General features: G+C 69.7%; 13 protein-coding genes. 5 read left to right on the top strand and 8 right to left on the bottom strand.

Going from position 1 to position 16356, the window contains the following annotated elements; all coding sequences use genetic code 11:
• The first annotated feature begins 3 nt into the window (after positions 1 to 3).
• Genes RCO27_RS15330 through RCO27_RS15320 form a run of 3 tightly spaced genes read left to right on the top strand, consistent with a single transcriptional unit; the run spans position 4 to position 3622 of the window.
• Positions 4 to 1200 carry a CoA transferase gene (locus tag RCO27_RS15330; RefSeq protein ID WP_309003573.1) on the top strand — a complete coding sequence of 399 codons (1197 nt, stop codon included), beginning with the start codon at positions 4 to 6 and terminating at the stop codon, positions 1198 to 1200.
• Entirely contained in the window at positions 1197 to 2018 is an 822-nt protein-coding gene (locus tag RCO27_RS15325; protein WP_309003572.1) for a MaoC family dehydratase N-terminal domain-containing protein, read from the top strand. Before RCO27_RS15330 ends, RCO27_RS15325 begins: the two co-directional genes overlap by 4 nt.
• On the top strand, positions 2015 to 3622 hold the full coding sequence (locus RCO27_RS15320; RefSeq protein WP_309003571.1) for an acyl-CoA dehydrogenase family protein: 1608 nt from the start codon (positions 2015 to 2017) through the stop codon (positions 3620 to 3622). Before RCO27_RS15325 ends, RCO27_RS15320 begins: the two co-directional genes overlap by 4 nt.
• A 93-nt stretch (positions 3623 to 3715) precedes the next feature.
• On the opposite strand, the gene RCO27_RS15315 is transcribed toward RCO27_RS15320, so the two are convergent.
• The 5 genes from RCO27_RS15315 to RCO27_RS15295 are packed head-to-tail and all read right to left on the bottom strand — an operon-like array spanning position 3716 to position 8721.
• Positions 3716 to 4798: an acyl-CoA dehydrogenase gene (locus RCO27_RS15315; protein ID WP_309003570.1), complete on the bottom strand. Its 1083-nt coding sequence runs from the start codon at positions 4796 to 4798 to the stop codon at positions 3716 to 3718.
• Positions 4799 to 4803: 5 nt separating this feature from the next.
• Positions 4804 to 5991: an acyl-CoA dehydrogenase family protein gene (locus RCO27_RS15310; protein ID WP_309003569.1), complete on the bottom strand. Its 1188-nt coding sequence runs from the start codon at positions 5989 to 5991 to the stop codon at positions 4804 to 4806.
• Positions 5988 to 6401 carry a PaaI family thioesterase gene (locus RCO27_RS15305; protein WP_309003568.1) on the bottom strand — a complete coding sequence of 138 codons (414 nt, stop codon included), beginning with the start codon at positions 6399 to 6401 and terminating at the stop codon, positions 5988 to 5990. Before RCO27_RS15305 ends, RCO27_RS15310 begins: the two co-directional genes overlap by 4 nt.
• Positions 6398 to 7939, bottom strand: a complete 1542-nt coding sequence (locus RCO27_RS15300; RefSeq protein WP_309003567.1) for a FadD3 family acyl-CoA ligase — start codon at positions 7937 to 7939, stop codon at positions 6398 to 6400. Before RCO27_RS15300 ends, RCO27_RS15305 begins: the two co-directional genes overlap by 4 nt.
• Positions 7936 to 8721: an enoyl-CoA hydratase-related protein gene (locus RCO27_RS15295; RefSeq protein WP_309003566.1), complete on the bottom strand. Its 786-nt coding sequence runs from the start codon at positions 8719 to 8721 to the stop codon at positions 7936 to 7938. The genes RCO27_RS15300 and RCO27_RS15295 overlap by 4 nt, the downstream gene beginning before the upstream one ends.
• Before the next feature lie 84 nt (positions 8722 to 8805).
• Between RCO27_RS15295 and RCO27_RS15290 the strand changes: the two genes are divergently transcribed.
• Together RCO27_RS15290 and RCO27_RS15285 are read left to right on the top strand one after the other, a co-directional pair.
• Complete coding sequence (locus RCO27_RS15290) at positions 8806 to 10014, top strand: acetyl-CoA C-acetyltransferase (RefSeq protein WP_309003565.1); 1209 nt, start codon at positions 8806 to 8808, stop codon at positions 10012 to 10014.
• 36 nt (positions 10015 to 10050) lie between these two features.
• Positions 10051 to 11049, top strand: a complete 999-nt coding sequence (locus tag RCO27_RS15285) for a nitronate monooxygenase family protein (protein ID WP_309003564.1) — start codon at positions 10051 to 10053, stop codon at positions 11047 to 11049.
• Positions 11050 to 11156: 107 nt separating this feature from the next.
• On the opposite strand, the gene RCO27_RS15280 is transcribed toward RCO27_RS15285, so the two are convergent.
• Genes RCO27_RS15280 through RCO27_RS15270 form a run of 3 tightly spaced genes read right to left on the bottom strand, consistent with a single transcriptional unit; the run spans position 11157 to position 16250 of the window.
• Complete coding sequence (locus tag RCO27_RS15280; protein WP_309003563.1) at positions 11157 to 11969, bottom strand: SDR family NAD(P)-dependent oxidoreductase; 813 nt, start codon at positions 11967 to 11969, stop codon at positions 11157 to 11159.
• Positions 11962 to 14121, bottom strand: coding sequence for a hydantoinase B/oxoprolinase family protein (locus tag RCO27_RS15275; protein ID WP_309003562.1), 2160 nt, complete (start codon positions 14119 to 14121; stop codon positions 11962 to 11964). Before RCO27_RS15275 ends, RCO27_RS15280 begins: the two co-directional genes overlap by 8 nt.
• Entirely contained in the window at positions 14118 to 16250 is a 2133-nt protein-coding gene (locus tag RCO27_RS15270) for a hydantoinase/oxoprolinase family protein (RefSeq protein ID WP_309003561.1), read from the bottom strand. Before RCO27_RS15270 ends, RCO27_RS15275 begins: the two co-directional genes overlap by 4 nt.
• Between the last annotated feature and the right edge of the window lie 106 nt (positions 16251 to 16356).

Genomic DNA, 16356 nt, shown 5'->3' with positions numbered 1-16356 from the left:
TCAATGTACAATCTTCTCGCCGGACTGACCGTGGTGGAAGGTGCATCCTTCATCGCCGGCCCGTGCTGCGGCCTGCACCTCGCCCAGATGGGCGCGCGCGTGATCCGTTTCGACCAGATCGGCGGCGGGCCGGACGCGCACCGCTGGCCGCGCGCGGCGAACGGGGCGAGCCTCTATTGGGAGGGGCTGAACAAGGGCAAGCAATCGATCGCGATCGACCTCACGCGCCCCCAGGGGCGCGAACTGGCGCAGCGGATCGCCACGGCCGGCGACGGCCTGTTCGTCACCAATTTCCCGGCCGACGGCTTCCTCGCCTACGATCGGCTCGCCGCGCTGCGGGCGGACCTCGTCTGCCTGCGCATCATGGGCTGGGCGGACGGGACGCCGGCGGTCGACTACACGATCAACGCGGCGGTCGGCGTGCCGATGATGACCGGGCCGGCCGACGATCCGAGACCGATCAATCATGTCCTGCCGGCCTGGGACCTGATGGCGGGCGCCTATGGCGCGTTCGCCTTGCTCGGCGCCGAGCGGGAGCGTCGCGCCTCGGGCAGGGGGCGAGAGGTGCGGCTGGCGCTGTCCGACCTCGCCGCCGCCAGCCTCGGCCATCTCGGCCAGGTGGCGGACGTGATCGCGGGCGGCGACCGGCCGCGCTCCGGCAACGACCTGTTCGGCGCCTTCGGCCGCGACTTCGAGACGCGCGACGGCCAGCGGCTGATGATCGTCGCGATCACGCCGCGGCAGTGGGCGGGTTTGGTCACCGCGCTCGGCATTGGCGAGGCGGTCGCGGCGCTGGAAGTCAGGACGGAAGCCTCATTCGCGCGGGACGAAGGCGCACGATTCCTCCATCGTGCCGAGCTGACGCCGATCGTCGCTGCGGCGGTCGTCGCACGCGACGCCACCGAGTTGGCGGCGGCGTTCGACGAGGCGGGAGTCTGCTGGTCGACATATCGTACGCTCGGCGAAGCCTTGGTGGAGGAGCCGCGACTCTTCACAGAGAATCCGGTTTTCGCGCCGATCTCCCATCCTGCCGGCACCTATTTGACGCCGGGAGCAGCGGCGCGCCTGCCGGGCGAGAGTGCCCACGCCCCCGATCCCGCGCCCCGGATCGGCGCTGATACGGATGAGGTTCTCGCGGACCTGCTCGGGCTCGGCTCGGGCGAGATCGCCCGGCTGCACGATACGGGACTGGTGGCATGACCGCGGTGACCGAAGCCGACATCGCGGAATGGCGACAGCATGTCGGCCGCACCGAAATCCGGCGCCAGCTCCTGGATACGGCCAGCCTGCGCCGTTTCGCCGCAGCGACCGGCGCGGAGCGCGACGTCATGACGGCGCCGCCGCCGCTCGCGCTCTGGGCCTGGTTCGCCGGAGCGGTGTCCGACGGCGAGCTGGGGCCGGACGGCCATCCGAAGCGAGGCGGCTTCATCCCGCCGATCACGCTGCCGCGCCGGATGTTCGCGGCGGCATCCTTCCGCTTCGAAGCGCCACTGCTGCTCGACCGCGAAGCGGAGCTGGAGGTCCGCATCGCCGACCTCGACCACAAGCGCGGCCGCAGCGGCGATCTGGTCTTCGTTGTCGTGGATCGCACCGTCCGGCAGGAGGGCGAGGTCCGCATCGCCGAACGGCAGACATTGGTCTATCGCGGGGCCGGTGCGCCTGTCCCGTTGCCGGTCCCGGCCGACGATGCGGAGAGCGGCGACGTGTGGCGGCCGGAGGCTGTTCATCTGTTCCGCTTCTCCGCCGTCACCTTCAACAGCCACCGCATCCATTACGACCTGCCTTATGCCACCGTCGTCGAAGACTATCCGGGGCTGGTCGTGCAAGGACCGTTCGCCGCCGCGAAGCTGGCGATGCTGGCGGCGCGCGACGGGCCGCTCGCGACCTTCGCCTTCCGGGCGGAGGCACCGCTGTTCGCCGGTCAGCCGGTCCGGCTCGAGCGGACGGGCCCGGGCGGGCTGTGTGCCCTGCGCTGCGACGGCGCAATTGCGGTCAGCGCGACGGCGAGCTGGCGATGAGCGACTGGATCGCCCTCGCTGTCCGGGCCGCGCGGGCCGCGCACGCCTTTGCGGACGCAGCGCAGGACCGGGCGATGTCGGCGCTTCCCGCGGGCGACCGCGCGCAGCGCCTGCTGCACGGCTTCGCCTGGATCGCGACGACCGCCGAGGCGTTGGCCGCCACCGCGCACTGGGCGGCGAAGGGTCGCGGCGGGGAAATCGAGGACCTCGTCCTCAAGGTGGGCTTCGGCGAGTATCTCGCCCAGCTTCTCGGTGGCGTGCCGATGAGCCAGACCGAATTCGCCCGCCCGCAGGAGCTGGGGCTGACCGGGGCGGCGGCCCGCCTCGCCGCCGATCCCGCGGTCGCGCGCTTCCTCGACCAGGGCAATGTCGCGGAGACGCGCGCGGGGCTTGCGGCGCTGCTGCGCGAGAGCGTCCGGCCCGACGAGTCCCTTCATGACGAAACGCTCGACATGGTCCGCCACCAGTTCCGCACCTTCGCGGCGGAGCGGATCGCGCCGCACGCCCATCAATGGCATCTCGCCGATGCGCTGATCCCCGACGACGTCATCGCGGAAATGGCCGCGCTCGGGGTGTTCGGCATCTGCATCGATCCCGAGCATGGCGGTCTCGGCCTCGGCAAGCTCGCCATGTGCGTGGTCTCCGAGGAGCTGAGCCGCGGCTGGATCTGCGCCGGCTCGCTCGGCACCCGGTCCGAGATCGCCGGCGAGCTGATCGGCGCCAGCGGGACCGACGCGCAGAAGGCGAGATGGCTACCGGGCCTGGCATCCGGCGCGATCCTCCCCACCGCCGTCTTCACCGAGCCCGACACCGGCTCCGATCTCGGCGCGCTGCGCACCCGCGCCGAGCGAGACGCCGACGGGAACTGGCGCATCCATGGCGCCAAGACCTGGATCACCCATGCGGCGCGCGCCGACCTGATGACCGTTCTGGTCCGCACCGATCCCGGCACGCCTGGCCATAACGGCCTGTCGATGATGCTCGCCGAAAAGCAACGCCCACAGCCTGACGCGCCCTTCCCCGACACGGGCCTCGACGGCAGCGAGATCGAGGTGCTCGGCTATCGCGGGATGAAGGAATATGTCCTCGCCTTCGACAGCTTCCCGGTCGCCGCAGACGGCCTGCTCGGCGGGGTCGAGGGCCGAGGCTTCCGGCAGCTCATGCGCACCTTCGAGGGCGCGCGCATCCAGACCGCGGCGCGCGCGATCGGCGTCGGCTGGAATGCCTTCGATCTGGCGCTTCGCTACGCGACCGAACGGAAGCAGTTCGGTTGCCCGCTGATCGAATTTCCGCGCGTCTCCGACAAGCTCGCGCTGATGGCAGTGGAGATCGTCCTCGCCCGCGAGCTCACCTATGCCGCGGCGCGGCGCAAGGATGCGGGCCAGCGCTGCGATGTCGAGGCGGGCATGGCCAAGCTGCTGGCCGCGCGGGTCGCCTGGACCAATGCCGACGCGAATGTCCAGATCCACGGCGGCAACGGCTATGCGCTCGAATATGAGGCGAGCCGCGTGCTGTGCGACGCCCGCATCCTCAGCATCTTCGAAGGCGCCGCCGAGATCCAAGCGCAGGTCGTCGCCCGCGGCCTGATCGGCCAGAACAAGTAGCAATCGTCACCCCGGCATAGGCCGGGGTCCAGCCCTGACAAAACTCCTTCATTCAGGTCTGGATACCGGCCTTCGCCGGTATGACGACGTGCTCTACGAGCCTGTCCCCGCCTGCGTCGGCAGCGACAGCGCCGCGAAGCGCTCCACCTGTACGGCCGAGGGGCCGTGCCGGAGATCGAAGGCTGTGAGCCGCTTGAAATAGTGGCCGACCGGATATTCCGCGGTGACGCCGATGCCGCCATGGAGCTGGATGCCCTGGGCGCCGACGAAGGCGCCGGCCTGCGCCACCCGCGCCCGGGTCGCCGCCGCCAGTCGCGCGCGTTCGCGCGGGTTCGCGTCGCGCAGACCGGCGAGGCCGCGCAGCACCATCGAGCGCGCCTGCTCAACCTCGATGAACATGTCGGCGAGCCGGTGCCGGAGCGCCTGGAACTCGCCGATCGGCCGGCCGAATTGCTTGCGCGTCATCAGATAGTCGCGCGTCATGTCGAGCACCCGGGCCATCCCGCCCAGCGCCTCGGCGCTTTCGAGCACGAGCGCGCAATCCAGTGCATGGAGCAGCGCCGCCTCGGCGCCGCCCGGCGGTCCCACCGGCACTGCGGGGGTGTCGTTCAGCCTGAGCTCGGCGCCGGATCGGTCGTCGATCGTCCGGAAACGCCGCAGCGGTGCCGTATCCGCGGGCATTTCGAACAGGGTCAGCCCTTGCCCCTCGGCGACGGCCGAAACGAGAATGATGTCGGCCCCTTCGGCGCCTACGATCCCGGTCTTCCGTCCCGTCAGGCGCCAACCCTCGCCATCCCGTCGCGCCCGGGTCGACACCCAGAGCGGATCGCCGCGCGCCTCGGCCTCGTCATGCGCGAGGATCGGGCGCGAGTCTCCCGATGCGACCGCCGCCACTCGCTCGGGCGCCAGCGTCAGCAGGAGCTGCGTCGCGGTCACCGCGACCTCCACGAAGGGCGCCTTGACCAAACCCCGCCCCAGCTCCTCGGCGATGATCGCCGCATCGTCCAGGCTACCGCCGAGCCCGCCAACCTCTTCCGGTAGAGCGGCCATCAGCCAGCCCATTTCGGCGAAATGCGGCCAGGGATCGGCGCCCCCTTCCCCGCCCCGCTCCAGCCAGCGGCGGACGCTGTCACGGAACATGACCTGCTCGTTGGTGGGGATGAATCTTATGTCCATCTGACTCAGCCCCGCAGCAATTCGGACGCGATGATGTTGCGCTGGATCTCGTTCGATCCGCCGTAGATCGTGATCGCGCGCCGATAGAAGAAATCGGCCGTCACGCCCGGCGCGAGCGGCGTACCTGGAGGGTCGTCGGGCGCGCCCAGCAGATAGTCGGTCTCGGGATAGGCGGGCAGCGCATCGTCGCCAAGTGCCTCGACCGTCAGTGCGCCGATCCGCTGGATGAGCTCGGTCCCGCGCACCTTGAGGATCGACGAGGTCGGCGCGTCACTCGCGACCTCGGCCGCTTCCTGGGCGACGACCCGCCACAGGGTCGTCTCGTGGGCCAGCACCTCGATCTCGAGCTGTGCGATGCGCCGTGCGAAATGCGGGTCCTCGCTGAGCGGCACGCCGCGCACCAATGTCCCCTCCGCGATCCGCTTCAGCCGCGCGAGCAGGCCCTTGCAGCGCGGCACCTCGGCCGAGAAGGTCCGCTCGTTGGCGAGCAGCTCCTTGCCATAGTCCCAGCCCTTGTTTTCCTCGCCGACGAGATTCTCGACCGGCACGCGCACGTCGGTGAAGAACACTTCGTTGAGGATATGCCCGCCGTCGATCGAAACGATCGGCCGGACGGTGATGCCCGGCGTCTTCAAATCGACCAGCAGGAAGGAGATGCCGGCCTGCGGCTTGCCGGTGAAGCCGGTCCGGACCAGCAGGAACAGCCATTCCGAATATTGCGCCTCGGACGTCCAGATCTTCTGGCCGTTGACGACATAGTGGTCGCCGTCGCGCTCGGCCCGGGTCTGGAGCGAGGCGAGGTCGGAGCCGGCATTGGGCTCGGAAAAGCCCTGCGCCCAGAAATGCGCGCCGCTGCGGATCGGGGGAAGGAACTTCGCCTTCTGCGCCTCGGTGCCGTAGGTGTAGATGATCGGCCCGACCAGGAAGACGCCCTGCGGGCTCAGCGCTGGACAGCCGGCGGCGAAGCATTCCTCCTCGAAGATGTGGCGCTGCGCGATCGTCCAGCCGGGGCCGCCATATTCGGTCGGCCAGCCCGGCACCGACCAGCCGCGCGCGTTGAGCTTCGCCGTCCAGTCGAGCACGTCCGGCTTGTGCGGGTGATAGAAGAGAAGCGTACGCCGGCTGATCTCCTCCGGCAGGTTCTCGGCAATGAAGGCGCGCACCTCGGCGCGGAAGGCGTCGTCGTCGCTCATGATTTCTTCTCGAACGGGCGGAACAGCCCGCCGACCCGCACGAGCTCGTGCTCGCCGCTGACCAGGATCGCATCGGCGAAGACGAGCGCGGCGGAGCTCTTGCGGATGTTGATCCGCGCCTCGATCCAGTCGCCGAGCCGCGCCGGGCGCAGGAAATCGGCGGTGATGTTGACGGTGATGCCGTTGGTCACGATCGACAGCGCGAAATCGGCAAAGGCGAGCAGGAAGCCGCCATGGGCGTAGCTTTCCGAATTGACCCGGGCCTCGTCGACGAAGGCGCCGACGGTGCGGCTCCCGTCCGCGCCCTTGCGCACGTAGAAGGTGCCGATCCGGTTGACGAACGGGCTCTTCGATTTGAGCGGGGTGAAGCCTTCTGGCGGGGTGCGCCCTTCTGAATTCTTGGCACTCACAGCTCGGCCAGCCTGAACTTCTGGACCTTGCCGGTCGCGTTGGTCGGCAGCTCGGGGACGAAGGCGACGTGGCGGGGCACCTTGAAGTTCGCCATCCGCTCGCGGCTCCAGGCGATCAGCTCCTCGGCTTCGAGCACATGGTCCTGCTTGCGCACCACATAGGCCTTGCCGACCTCGCCCATCCGTTCGTCCGGCACGCCGGCCACCGCGACCTGCAGGATGGCGGGATGGGCGAGCAGCATCTTCTCGATCTCGGCCGGATAGCAATTGTAGCCGCCGACGATGAACATGTCCTTCTTGCGGTCGGTGATGCGCAGGTAGCCGGCCGCGTCGAGCACGCCGATGTCGCCGCTGTGGAGCCAGCCATCGGCGTCGATCGCCTGCGCCGTCGCTTCCGGATCGTCGAGATAGCCCCGCATCACGTTCATGCCGCGGATCACCACCTCGCCGGGCTGGCCGACCGGCACCGGCCGGTTGTCGTCGTCGACGCAGGCCAGCTCGACCCCTTCGATGGCACGGCCGCAGGACACGGCGACGATCTCCGGCGGGTCGCCCGGCCCGGTCATCGTCGCGGTGCCGCAGGTCTCGGTGAGGCCATAGCCGGTCAGCACGATCGGGATGCCGAGCTCGCGGCGCATCGCCTCGATCATCGACGGCGCAACCGAGGTGCCGCCGGTCACCGACACCCGCAGCGACTCCAGCATGCCGGGCTTCCGATCCGGCATGGCGAGCAATGTCTGGAAGAGCGGCGGCGGGCCGGGAAGGAAGGTTACCCGCTCGCGCTCGACGATGTCGAGCAGCAGCGGCATGTCGAGCGTTGCCATCGGCAGCACCGTGGCGCCAACCGACAGGCTCGGAATCCAGGCGCCCTTGTAGCCCGACGTGTGGAAGAGCGGCCAGAGGATCAGGAAACGGTCGCCGGCGGCCAGGGTCGTCGCCCGCCCCCATTGCTGCGCGGTGCGGATGGTCTGCCCGTGGGTGGTGACCGCGCCCTTGGGATTGCCGGTGGTGCCGCTGGTGAACATGATGTCGGAGACCGAATCCTCCGTCAGCGCGTCGATCCGGTTCCGGACCTCTGCGCGTGCGGGGACACCCGCAGCGCTGATGAAATCAGGCCAATTTCCCCCGACCCCGGCAGTGACGACACGTTCGAGGCTCGGAACGCCGAGGCCGGCGGTCAGCTCGCCATAGCGGACGCCGAGAAAGTCGTCGGCGGCCACCACCATCCGCACGCCCGCGCGCGCCAAGATGTAGCGGGCTTCCTCGGCCTTGTAGCGGGTGTTGAGCGGCACCAGGATTCCGCCGGCGGCGTGCAGGCCGAGACAGGCGACGATCCAGTCGAGCCCGTTCGGCAGCCAAAGGCCGACCCGGTCCCCGGGCTGCAGGCCCGCGGCGACGAAGGCGGCAGCAGCCTCTTCCATCTGCGCCGCAAGGTCGGCGAAGCTCAACCGCCGCGCGCCGTCCACCACCGCTTCCGCCGTGGGCCAGCGGTGGGCAGACGCCAGCGCGAGATGGGGAATGGTGAGCCGTTCGCTCATTGCGGATCGGTTGCCTTGCGGGCCTCGGTGATCGCGTTGCGCGCCAGCATCATGTTGAGCGACTCGCGGTCGAGCGACTGGACGAAGGTCTCGGATTCCGCCGCGTTGAGATTGGCCTTGGCATAGGCGACGCCGGCGGCGGGGAGCGCCGCGAGCCTGCTGGCGATGGCCATCGTCTCGGCTTCCAGCGCGTCGTCCGCGAACACCCGGTCGACGATGCCGAAGTCGAGCGCGGCCGCCGCGTCGCGGTGCTCGCCGAACAGGTAGAGCTGACGCGCCTTGGCCGTGCCGAGAATCCGCGACCAGAGCCAACTCCCGCCATAGTCGCCCGGCATGCCGAACTGGAGAAAAGCCGGCACGAACTTCGCCGAAGCGCCGGCGAACCGGAAATCGCAGGCGGCTGCGAGGCTCATGCCCGCCCCCGCGCAGGGGCCATTCACCATCGCGATGGTCGGCTTGGGCATTTCGTGGAGCCAGCGCGCCGCCTCGACGCAGCGCCGGAGCCAGCGGGTGCGATATTCGGTCGTGCCCTTCCGGCCCTTGTCGCCCTTCACGAGTTGGTCGGCGAGGGTGGAGATCGAGCGCGTATCACCGCCCGCGCAGAAGCCGCGGCCGGCGCCGGTCAGGATCACGCAGCGCACCGCGTCGTCCTCGGCGAGGCGCTGCAGCCGCCCGGGCAGGTCGCGCATCAGCTCCGCGTTTAGCGCATTGAGCGTGTCCGGCCGGTTGAGCGTCAGGATCGCGACCTGCCCCTCGATCCGATCGATCAGGACCTCTTCCAAATTCCTCTCCCCGCACGAAGGCGCGTTGACGCCCCTTTGTATATAGAGCTAACTCAAATGCAACAGCCGAGAGATTCGTGTCGAATGCGTGAAGCCTGGATCTGCGAGCCGCTCAGAACCCCCGTCGGTCGTTTCGGCGGAATGTTTCGCGACGTGCCGGCGCACACGCTCGGCGCGGCGGTGGTGACGGCGCTGCTGGCGCGGACCGGCCTTCCCGGCGAAGCGGTCGACGACCTCATCTTCGCGCAATGCTATCCAACCATGGACGCCCCCGCGCTTGGCCGTGTGGTCGGACTCGACGCCGGGCTTCCGGTCTCGGTTGGCGGGCTCCAGATCGACCGGCGCTGCGGCTCCGGGCTGCAGGCGGTGATCTATGCGACGATGCAGGTCGCGACCGGCGGCAGCGACATCGTCATCGCCGGCGGCGCGGAATCGATGAGCAACGCGCCTTTCTACACGACCGGATCGCGCTGGGGGATCAGGGGCGAGTCGCTGCGCTTCGACGACGCGCTGGCCCGCGGCCGGGTGACGGCGGGCGGCCGCAACTTTCCGATCCCAGGCGGCATGATCGAGACGGCGGAGACCCTGCGCCGCGACCATGCCATCCCGCGCGAGGAGCAGGACGCCTTCGCGGTCGAGTCGCATCGCCGCGCCGTCGCGGCGCAGCGGAGCGGCGCTTTCGCAGAAGAGATCGCTCCGGTCACAGTCACCGGCCGCAAGGGCGAAACGATCTTCGACACCGACGAACATCCCCGTCCCGATACCATGATCGAGGACCTCGCGCGCCTGCGCCCAATCATGGCGAAGGACCCGGACGCAACCGTGACTGCGGGCAATGCCAGCGGCCAGAATGACGGCGCCGCGGCTGTGATCGTCGCCACGCCGGAAGCGGCCGAGCGGCACGGCCTGCGGCCGTTCGCGCGCCTCGTCAGCTGGGCGGTGGCAGGGGTCGAGCCGGCACGCATGGGTATTGGCCCCGTCCCGGCGACGGCGCGGGCGCTCGACCGCGCCGGCCTCACGCTGGCCGACATCGACCTCATCGAGCTCAACGAGGCCTTCGCCGCCCAGGTGCTCGCCTGCACGCGCGAATGGCGCTTCGGCGCCGACGATTTCGCCCGGCTCAACGTCAACGGCTCGGGGATCTCGCTCGGCCATCCGGTCGGCGCGACCGGCGGGCGGATTCTCGCCACGCTGCTGCGCGAGATGGACCGCCGTCAGGCCCGCTACGGCCTCGAGACCATGTGCATCGGCGGCGGCCAGGGGCTCGCCGCCGTCTTCGAGCGCGTTGCGTGACGTACGAATAGAGCAAACTCTTTAAGGGAGACACCTATGTTGCGGACCCGCGTCACCGAGATGCTCGGCATCGACCATCCGATCGTCCAGGGCGGCATGATGTGGGTCGGCCGGGCCGGGCTGGTCGCGGCCGTGTCGAACGCCGGCGGGCTCGGCCTGCTGACCGCGCTCACCCAGCCGACGCCCGACGAGCTCAGGCGCGAGATCGACCGCTGCCGGACCATGACCGACAGGCCGTTCGGGGTGAACCTCACCATCCTCCCGTCGATGAACGCGCCCGATTATCCCGGCTATCGGCGCGCGATCATCGATAGCGGCATCAAGGTCGTGGAGACCGCGGGTCACCGGCCGCAGGAGCATGTCGAGGAATTCAAGGCGCATGGCATCGTCGTCATCCACAAATGCACCGCGGTGCGCCACGCCCTCTCGGCCGAGCGGATGGGCGTCGACATCATCTCGATCGACGGCTTCGAATGCGCCGGTCATCCGGGCGAGGACGATGTGCCCGGCCTCGTCCTGATCCCGGCGGCGGCGGACAAGGTGAAGGCGCCGATGCTCGCCTCGGGCGGGATCGGCGACGGGCGCGGCCTCGCCGCCGCGCTTGCGCTCGGCGCCGAGGGCATTAACATGGGCACCCGCTTCTGCGCGACGCAGGAGGCGCCGATCCACGAGCGGATCAAGCAGCTCATCGTCGAGAGCGACGAGCGCTCCACCCACCTCATCTTCCGTCAGTTCCGCAACACCGGACGGGTGTGCAAGACGCCCGTTTCCGACGAGGTCGTCCGCATCCTCCAGACACCCGGCGCCGAATTCGCCGACGTGCATGCGCTCGTCGCCGGCGCCAAAGGCCGCCAGGCGCTGGAGACGGGCGTGATCGACGAGGGCCTGGTGTGGACCGGCCAGGTCCAGGGCCTGATCCACGACATCCCCACCTGTCAGGAGCTGCTCGACACCATCGTCGGCGAGGCCGAGGCGATCATTGCCGGGAGGCTGGCAAGGATGGCAGGCCGGCAGCCGGAAGCGGTGGCGGCCTGAGTATTCAAACCCGTCATTGCGAGCGCAGCGAAGCAATCCAGTTAGCCTCTGACGCCGGCTGGATTGCCTCGTCGCTACGCTCCTCGCAATGACAGCTTTGGTTTGCTTCAGCGCCGAACGACCTCACCCTCTGTCGCGTAGACCAGCCTCCAGCTGCCGTCGTCGAGCGTCTGCACGCGCTCGCCACCGAAGCGGTAGGCGGGCTCGGCCGGCGCCGGCGCGAAGGAGATCACCGCGACGCCCGGTGGCGGCGGCAAGGCGCTCCAGATGCGCCGCGCCGCGCTGTCGATATCGAGCCGGTTGACGATATTGTCCTTGATCGCCCGCGCCCGCGGATAAAGCTCCGGATCCCAGTCGGCGAGCGCGCGCACCGGCGCCGTGTCGACCCCGCCCGGCCGCACCGCGACGACCCAGGGCCCCGCCCCGCGACTCTCGCGCTCGCGCGCCGCGACCTCGGCCCAATGCTCGATCGCGACCTTGCCGGCACAATAGGAAGCCAGCCCCTCGAGCGGCGACACCGCCGCCCCCGACGACAGCAGCACCAGTCCAGCGTCGAGCCCCGGCGGGCAGGCGTCGATGAACGCCTGACCAAGCACCAAAGGCGCGGCGACATTGGCGACGACGCTGTGCGCGTAGCGATCCGCCGGCACCTTGTGCAGCAGCCCCACGCCCTGCGAATAATAGGCGTTCTGGATGAAGATAGCCCGCTTGCCGGTGAAGCGCGCCAGCTCCTCGCGCAGGTGCCGCCGTACCGCGTCCCACGTCTCCGGCCGGGTCAGATCGAATTCCACGCTCTCGTAATCCGGATGCGGCCGACGCGAGAGATTGATGATCCGCGCCTCGCCGAACGGCTGGTTGCGGGCGAGGCCGAGCCCGATCCCCTCGGTCGCACCGGTGATCCAGAGGATCGTGTCAGCCATGCGCAGCCCCCTCCGGTACCAGCAATGCGGTCGTCTCCAGCACTGGCTCGCCGGCAATCGCCACCTGCACGTCAATCTGGGTGCCGCAGCCGGGGCAGTGGAAATGGCGGATGCGGAAGCGCTCGCTCCCGGGATAGCGCGCGGTCAACGTGAACCGCTCCCCCGCCGGCGCCTCGATGCACGGCAGCGACGCGAGGATCGGTGCGCCTTCGGCGCAGACGGCATGGCCGCAGCCCGCGCACACCACTTGCCCGTTTTCCGCATCGAGATGGGTCGAGAGACGCCGCCCGGCGCGCAGGCGATCCCGCGCCGCAGGCTCTCGCCCGCCAAGCCGCTCCCGGCGGCGCGCCCGGCGTAGCGCCTCCGTTGCCCCCGGATCGACAGCATCGTTCGCCACGACCACCGCATAGTCGCGCCGCGCACCCTCTTCCGAGACAAGGCCGTTCTCGACATCGGCCAGCACCAGCGCCGGATCGCGCTCGATCGGGTCGCCGAGACCGCCACCGCCCTGTGAGGAAGCAATCATCGTCTGTCCAAGGCGGACCTTCATGCCCTTGCCCGGCAGCGGCAACGGCGCATTGCCTGCCGCCGCTTCGACCGCGGCCCAGTCCGTCACTTCGCCGTCCGCGACGGCAATCCCGCTCGCCGAGCCCGGCTCGCCGCCGAGGATGCCGAGCGTCGCCGGATGTTGCAGACCCTGGGTCATCGAGGACAGCGCGATTGGATGGGCCGTGCGGTGTGATCGATAGGACCAGATCGTGCCCGCGCCACCGCGCTGGCGCCCGGGGCCGGCCCCGTCCACAAGCTCGCGCCGCGCGAGGTACAGCACCGGGAAAGCGGCTTCGTTGGTCTCGACGTTCGAAGGCAGCGCCCCCGGCGAGGTCGCCGTCCCCGCCACGTCGGCGCCGTCGCTGCCGCCGCTCGCGCCGCTGCCGCCGGTCAGTTCGTCGAGGAACAGGGTGTGAAACGGCCGCTCGTCGGCGTCGAAGCCGGAGATCGACATGCCGCCCGCCCCGGTCGATTGCGACGAGGCCATGGCGAAGCGCGCACCTTCCTCCGAGGCGTCGAGCATCCGCGCGATGCAGGCAGTGACGACGTTGCGGATCGCCTGAGCGCTCGTCCCCGTACTCATCGCCACGCCCGCCGGCCATTCGGCATGGATGATCGTGCCTGGCTTCGACCTGAGCTCGATTGCCCGCCAGATCGCCCCCGGTACCCAGGGCATGCCGTAACAGAGGTGCACGAGCAGAGCGGCCATGGTGAAATTGGCGAGCGCCGGATAGGCCGAGTTGATCGCGCCCGGCGCCTGCGCGTCGCTCTCGGAGAAATCGAGGATGAGCCGTTCGCCCCGCTTGGTCATGGTGAGGCGTACCGCGTAGATTGCGTTGAGCGTGTAATCATCCCCCTCGCGCCGCTCGTGCTGGAGATAGGCGATGTCGCGCCAGCACCCGTCCGGCAGCGCGGCGAGCCGGCGCCGGAACGCCGCCTCGGTCGAATCGACAAGCTGCGCCATCGCCTGCACCACAGTGTCGGCGCCATAATGCTCGGCCAGTTCTGCCACCCGCGCCGCCGCCGCCTGGTTGGCGGCGACCTGGCCCAGCAGATCGAGCGCGTTGAGCTCCGGCGTGCGGCTGCGGGCGAGGATGTCGCGCTCAATGTCGGCGCGCACCCGGCCGCCCTCGACCAGCCTGATCGGCGCGATCGGCAGCGGCTCGTCGAAGATCGAGCGCGCGGCCTGGTTGAACCCGCCGCCGACCGGCCCGCCGACATCCGCCTCGTGCACCGTGCAGCCCGACCAGGCGATCAGCCGCCCGTCGACGAAGATCGGCGCGACGATCGTCACGTCCGGCTGGTGCAGCGCGCCGATATAGGGATCGTTGGTGAGGAACTGGTCGCCTTCGTTTATCCCCGGATTGTCGCGGTAGCGGGCGAGGATGTCGGAGACGATGAGGTCGAGCGACGTCGACTGCACGACCACCGACTTGCTGCAGGCGACGACGGCGCCCTCGGCGGTCATCAAGGCGGTGTTGTAGTCCCCTGCCTCCGACGCGATCTGCGAGCCGGAGACGCGCACCAAAGTCTCGCCCGCATCGACGTTGATCGTTTCCAGCCGGTGGCGGATGATCTCAAGGTCGATCGCCGAAACGCTCATGCCCGTCCTCCCGCGCGCAACGGCACGACCTCGCCCGCCGGCATCGGCATCATGATGAGGTCCCCGCCCGCCGCCAATTCGATCTGCATGCCCGGATGGACGACGACCGTGGTTTGCTCGGATTCGACGAAGGCCGGCCCGGGCACGATCTGTCCGGCGCCGAGCGTCTCGATTGCATAGACCGGCACGTCGCGCGCCTCCCCCTCGAACCAGGCCCGGCGCTGGCGCAACGGCTGTGCCGACTGCATCGCGGGCTGCGTGGCCTGCGCCTGATTGCGTGCCGCCACGCGCGCTTCGGCCGCGACCGAGACGATCTCGACCAGCCCGGCCGAGCCGCTGGCGCCGCGCCCGACGATCGTCTCGTAACGCCGCCGGAACTCGGCCTCGGCTTCGGCGATCACCGCGTCTGTCAATGGACCTGGCGGGATCGGCACGTCGATGCGGTGGATCTGCCGCAGGAAACGCAGGCCCACCCGCCGCGCCATCGTCGGCCGCCCGTCGCTGTCGTCAAACTCGGCGCGCGCCGACTGTTCCAGCTCGCCCAGCGTCTCGACGAAGGCATCGAGGGGGAGCTTGAACAATTGCGGCGGCAGATCGCGCTCGCGCAGCACAGTGAGGTCGCTGCACACCGCGCCCCAGGCGGAGAATTCCGGGCCGAGATGCGGGATCACCGTCTCGCGCACGCCGAGGTCGGCGGCGTAGCGCCCGACATATTGCGGCGCGGCGCCGCCATAGCCGTAGAGCGCGAATCGGCGCGGGTCGTGCCCGCGCTGGACGGTGGTGCGGCGGATAAGATCGGCCATCTGGGCGCAGGCGACGTCGACGATGCCCTGCGCCGCCGCCTCGACGGACAGGCCGAGCTGATCGGCCAGCGCACCGACGACGCGGCGCGCCGCCTCCCGGTCGAGCGCGATCGCACTGCCCAGCCGCTCGACATAGCCGAGCACGACCGCGGCGTCGGTCAGCGTCGGACGCATGCCGCCGCGGCCGTAACAGGCGGGCCCAGGCATCGAGCCGGCGCTTTCCGGCCCGACCTTCAGCGTGCCGAGCACCGCGTCGACCGAGGCGATGCTGCCACCGCCGGTGCCGATCGAGGCGATGTCGATGACCGGAACGGCGAGCGCATGACGGTCGATACGCGGCCGGTTGGCGCGGGGCAGTTCGCCGTTCACGACGAGGCCGACGTCGAAGCTGGTGCCGCCGACGTCGGTCGCGATGACGTCGGGGTGGCCGAGTCGTTGGCCGAGCTCGCGTGCCGCCGTGATCCCGCCGACTGGGCCCGACTGGAGCAGGTGGACGGGCGTTCGCGCCATTGCCTCCGCCCGTCCGACGCCGCCGCCCATCGCCATCACCAGGAACTGGCCGGCAAAGCCCTCGGCACGGATCGCTGCCTCCAGCCGCGACAGATAATCGGCGGCGAGCGGCGCCACATAGGCGTTGAGCACCGCCGTCGCGGTCCGCTCATATTCGCCGATCTTCGGCGCGATCACGCTTGACAGGGTGACCGGAATGCCGGGTGCTTCCTCGCACGCCAATTCCGCCAGCCGCTGCTCGTGCATCGGATTCACCGGCGACCAGAGCAAGGCGACCGCCAGCGCCTCCGCGCGGTCCGCGACGAGGCGGCGGATCGCGTCGCGCGCCTGCGCCTCGTCGAGCGGTGTGACGATCTGCCCACGCGCGTCGATCCGCTCGCGAATGCCGACGATCCGGCGGCGCGGCACCAGCAGCTTGGGCTTGCGCCATTTGAGCGCATTGGTGATCTCGTCGTCGCTGAGGCCGTGCAGCTTGTTCGAGCGCGCGATCGGCAGGGTCGATTCGAATCCCATCGTCGTCAGCAGGCCGACCTTGGCGCCGCTGTCGGTGAGCAGCGCGTTGAGCCCCACCGTCGTGCCGTGCGACAGCAACGCCGCCTGCTTCAGCACCTCGCCGCGGGAGAGCCCCATCGCCTCCGCAGCCCGGCCGATCGAGGCCAGTACGCCCTCCATCAGCGCGCCATGGGTGGTGAGCGCCTTGCCGGCGAAGGTCGCGCCGTCCGCCGCGACGACCACCGTGTCGGTGAAGGTACCGCCGATGTCGGTGCCGATCAGGAAGGGCGGCGCGCCCGGCGCGGGAACCGCGGATTTGCTCATAGCCTCTCCAGAACCGCATTTCGAACGCGGAAACGCTATTGAGATAACTAAATTAGCGCATGTGTCAGTCAACCAATATCATCGAAGGAATGATAGATCAAAAGAA

Origin of the sequence: Sphingosinicella sp. LHD-64, assembly GCF_031157375.1 — a bacterium.
Classification (GTDB): domain Bacteria; phylum Pseudomonadota; class Alphaproteobacteria; order Sphingomonadales; family Sphingomonadaceae; genus Allosphingosinicella.
This window is presented reverse-complemented; position numbering and strand designations above follow the sequence as displayed.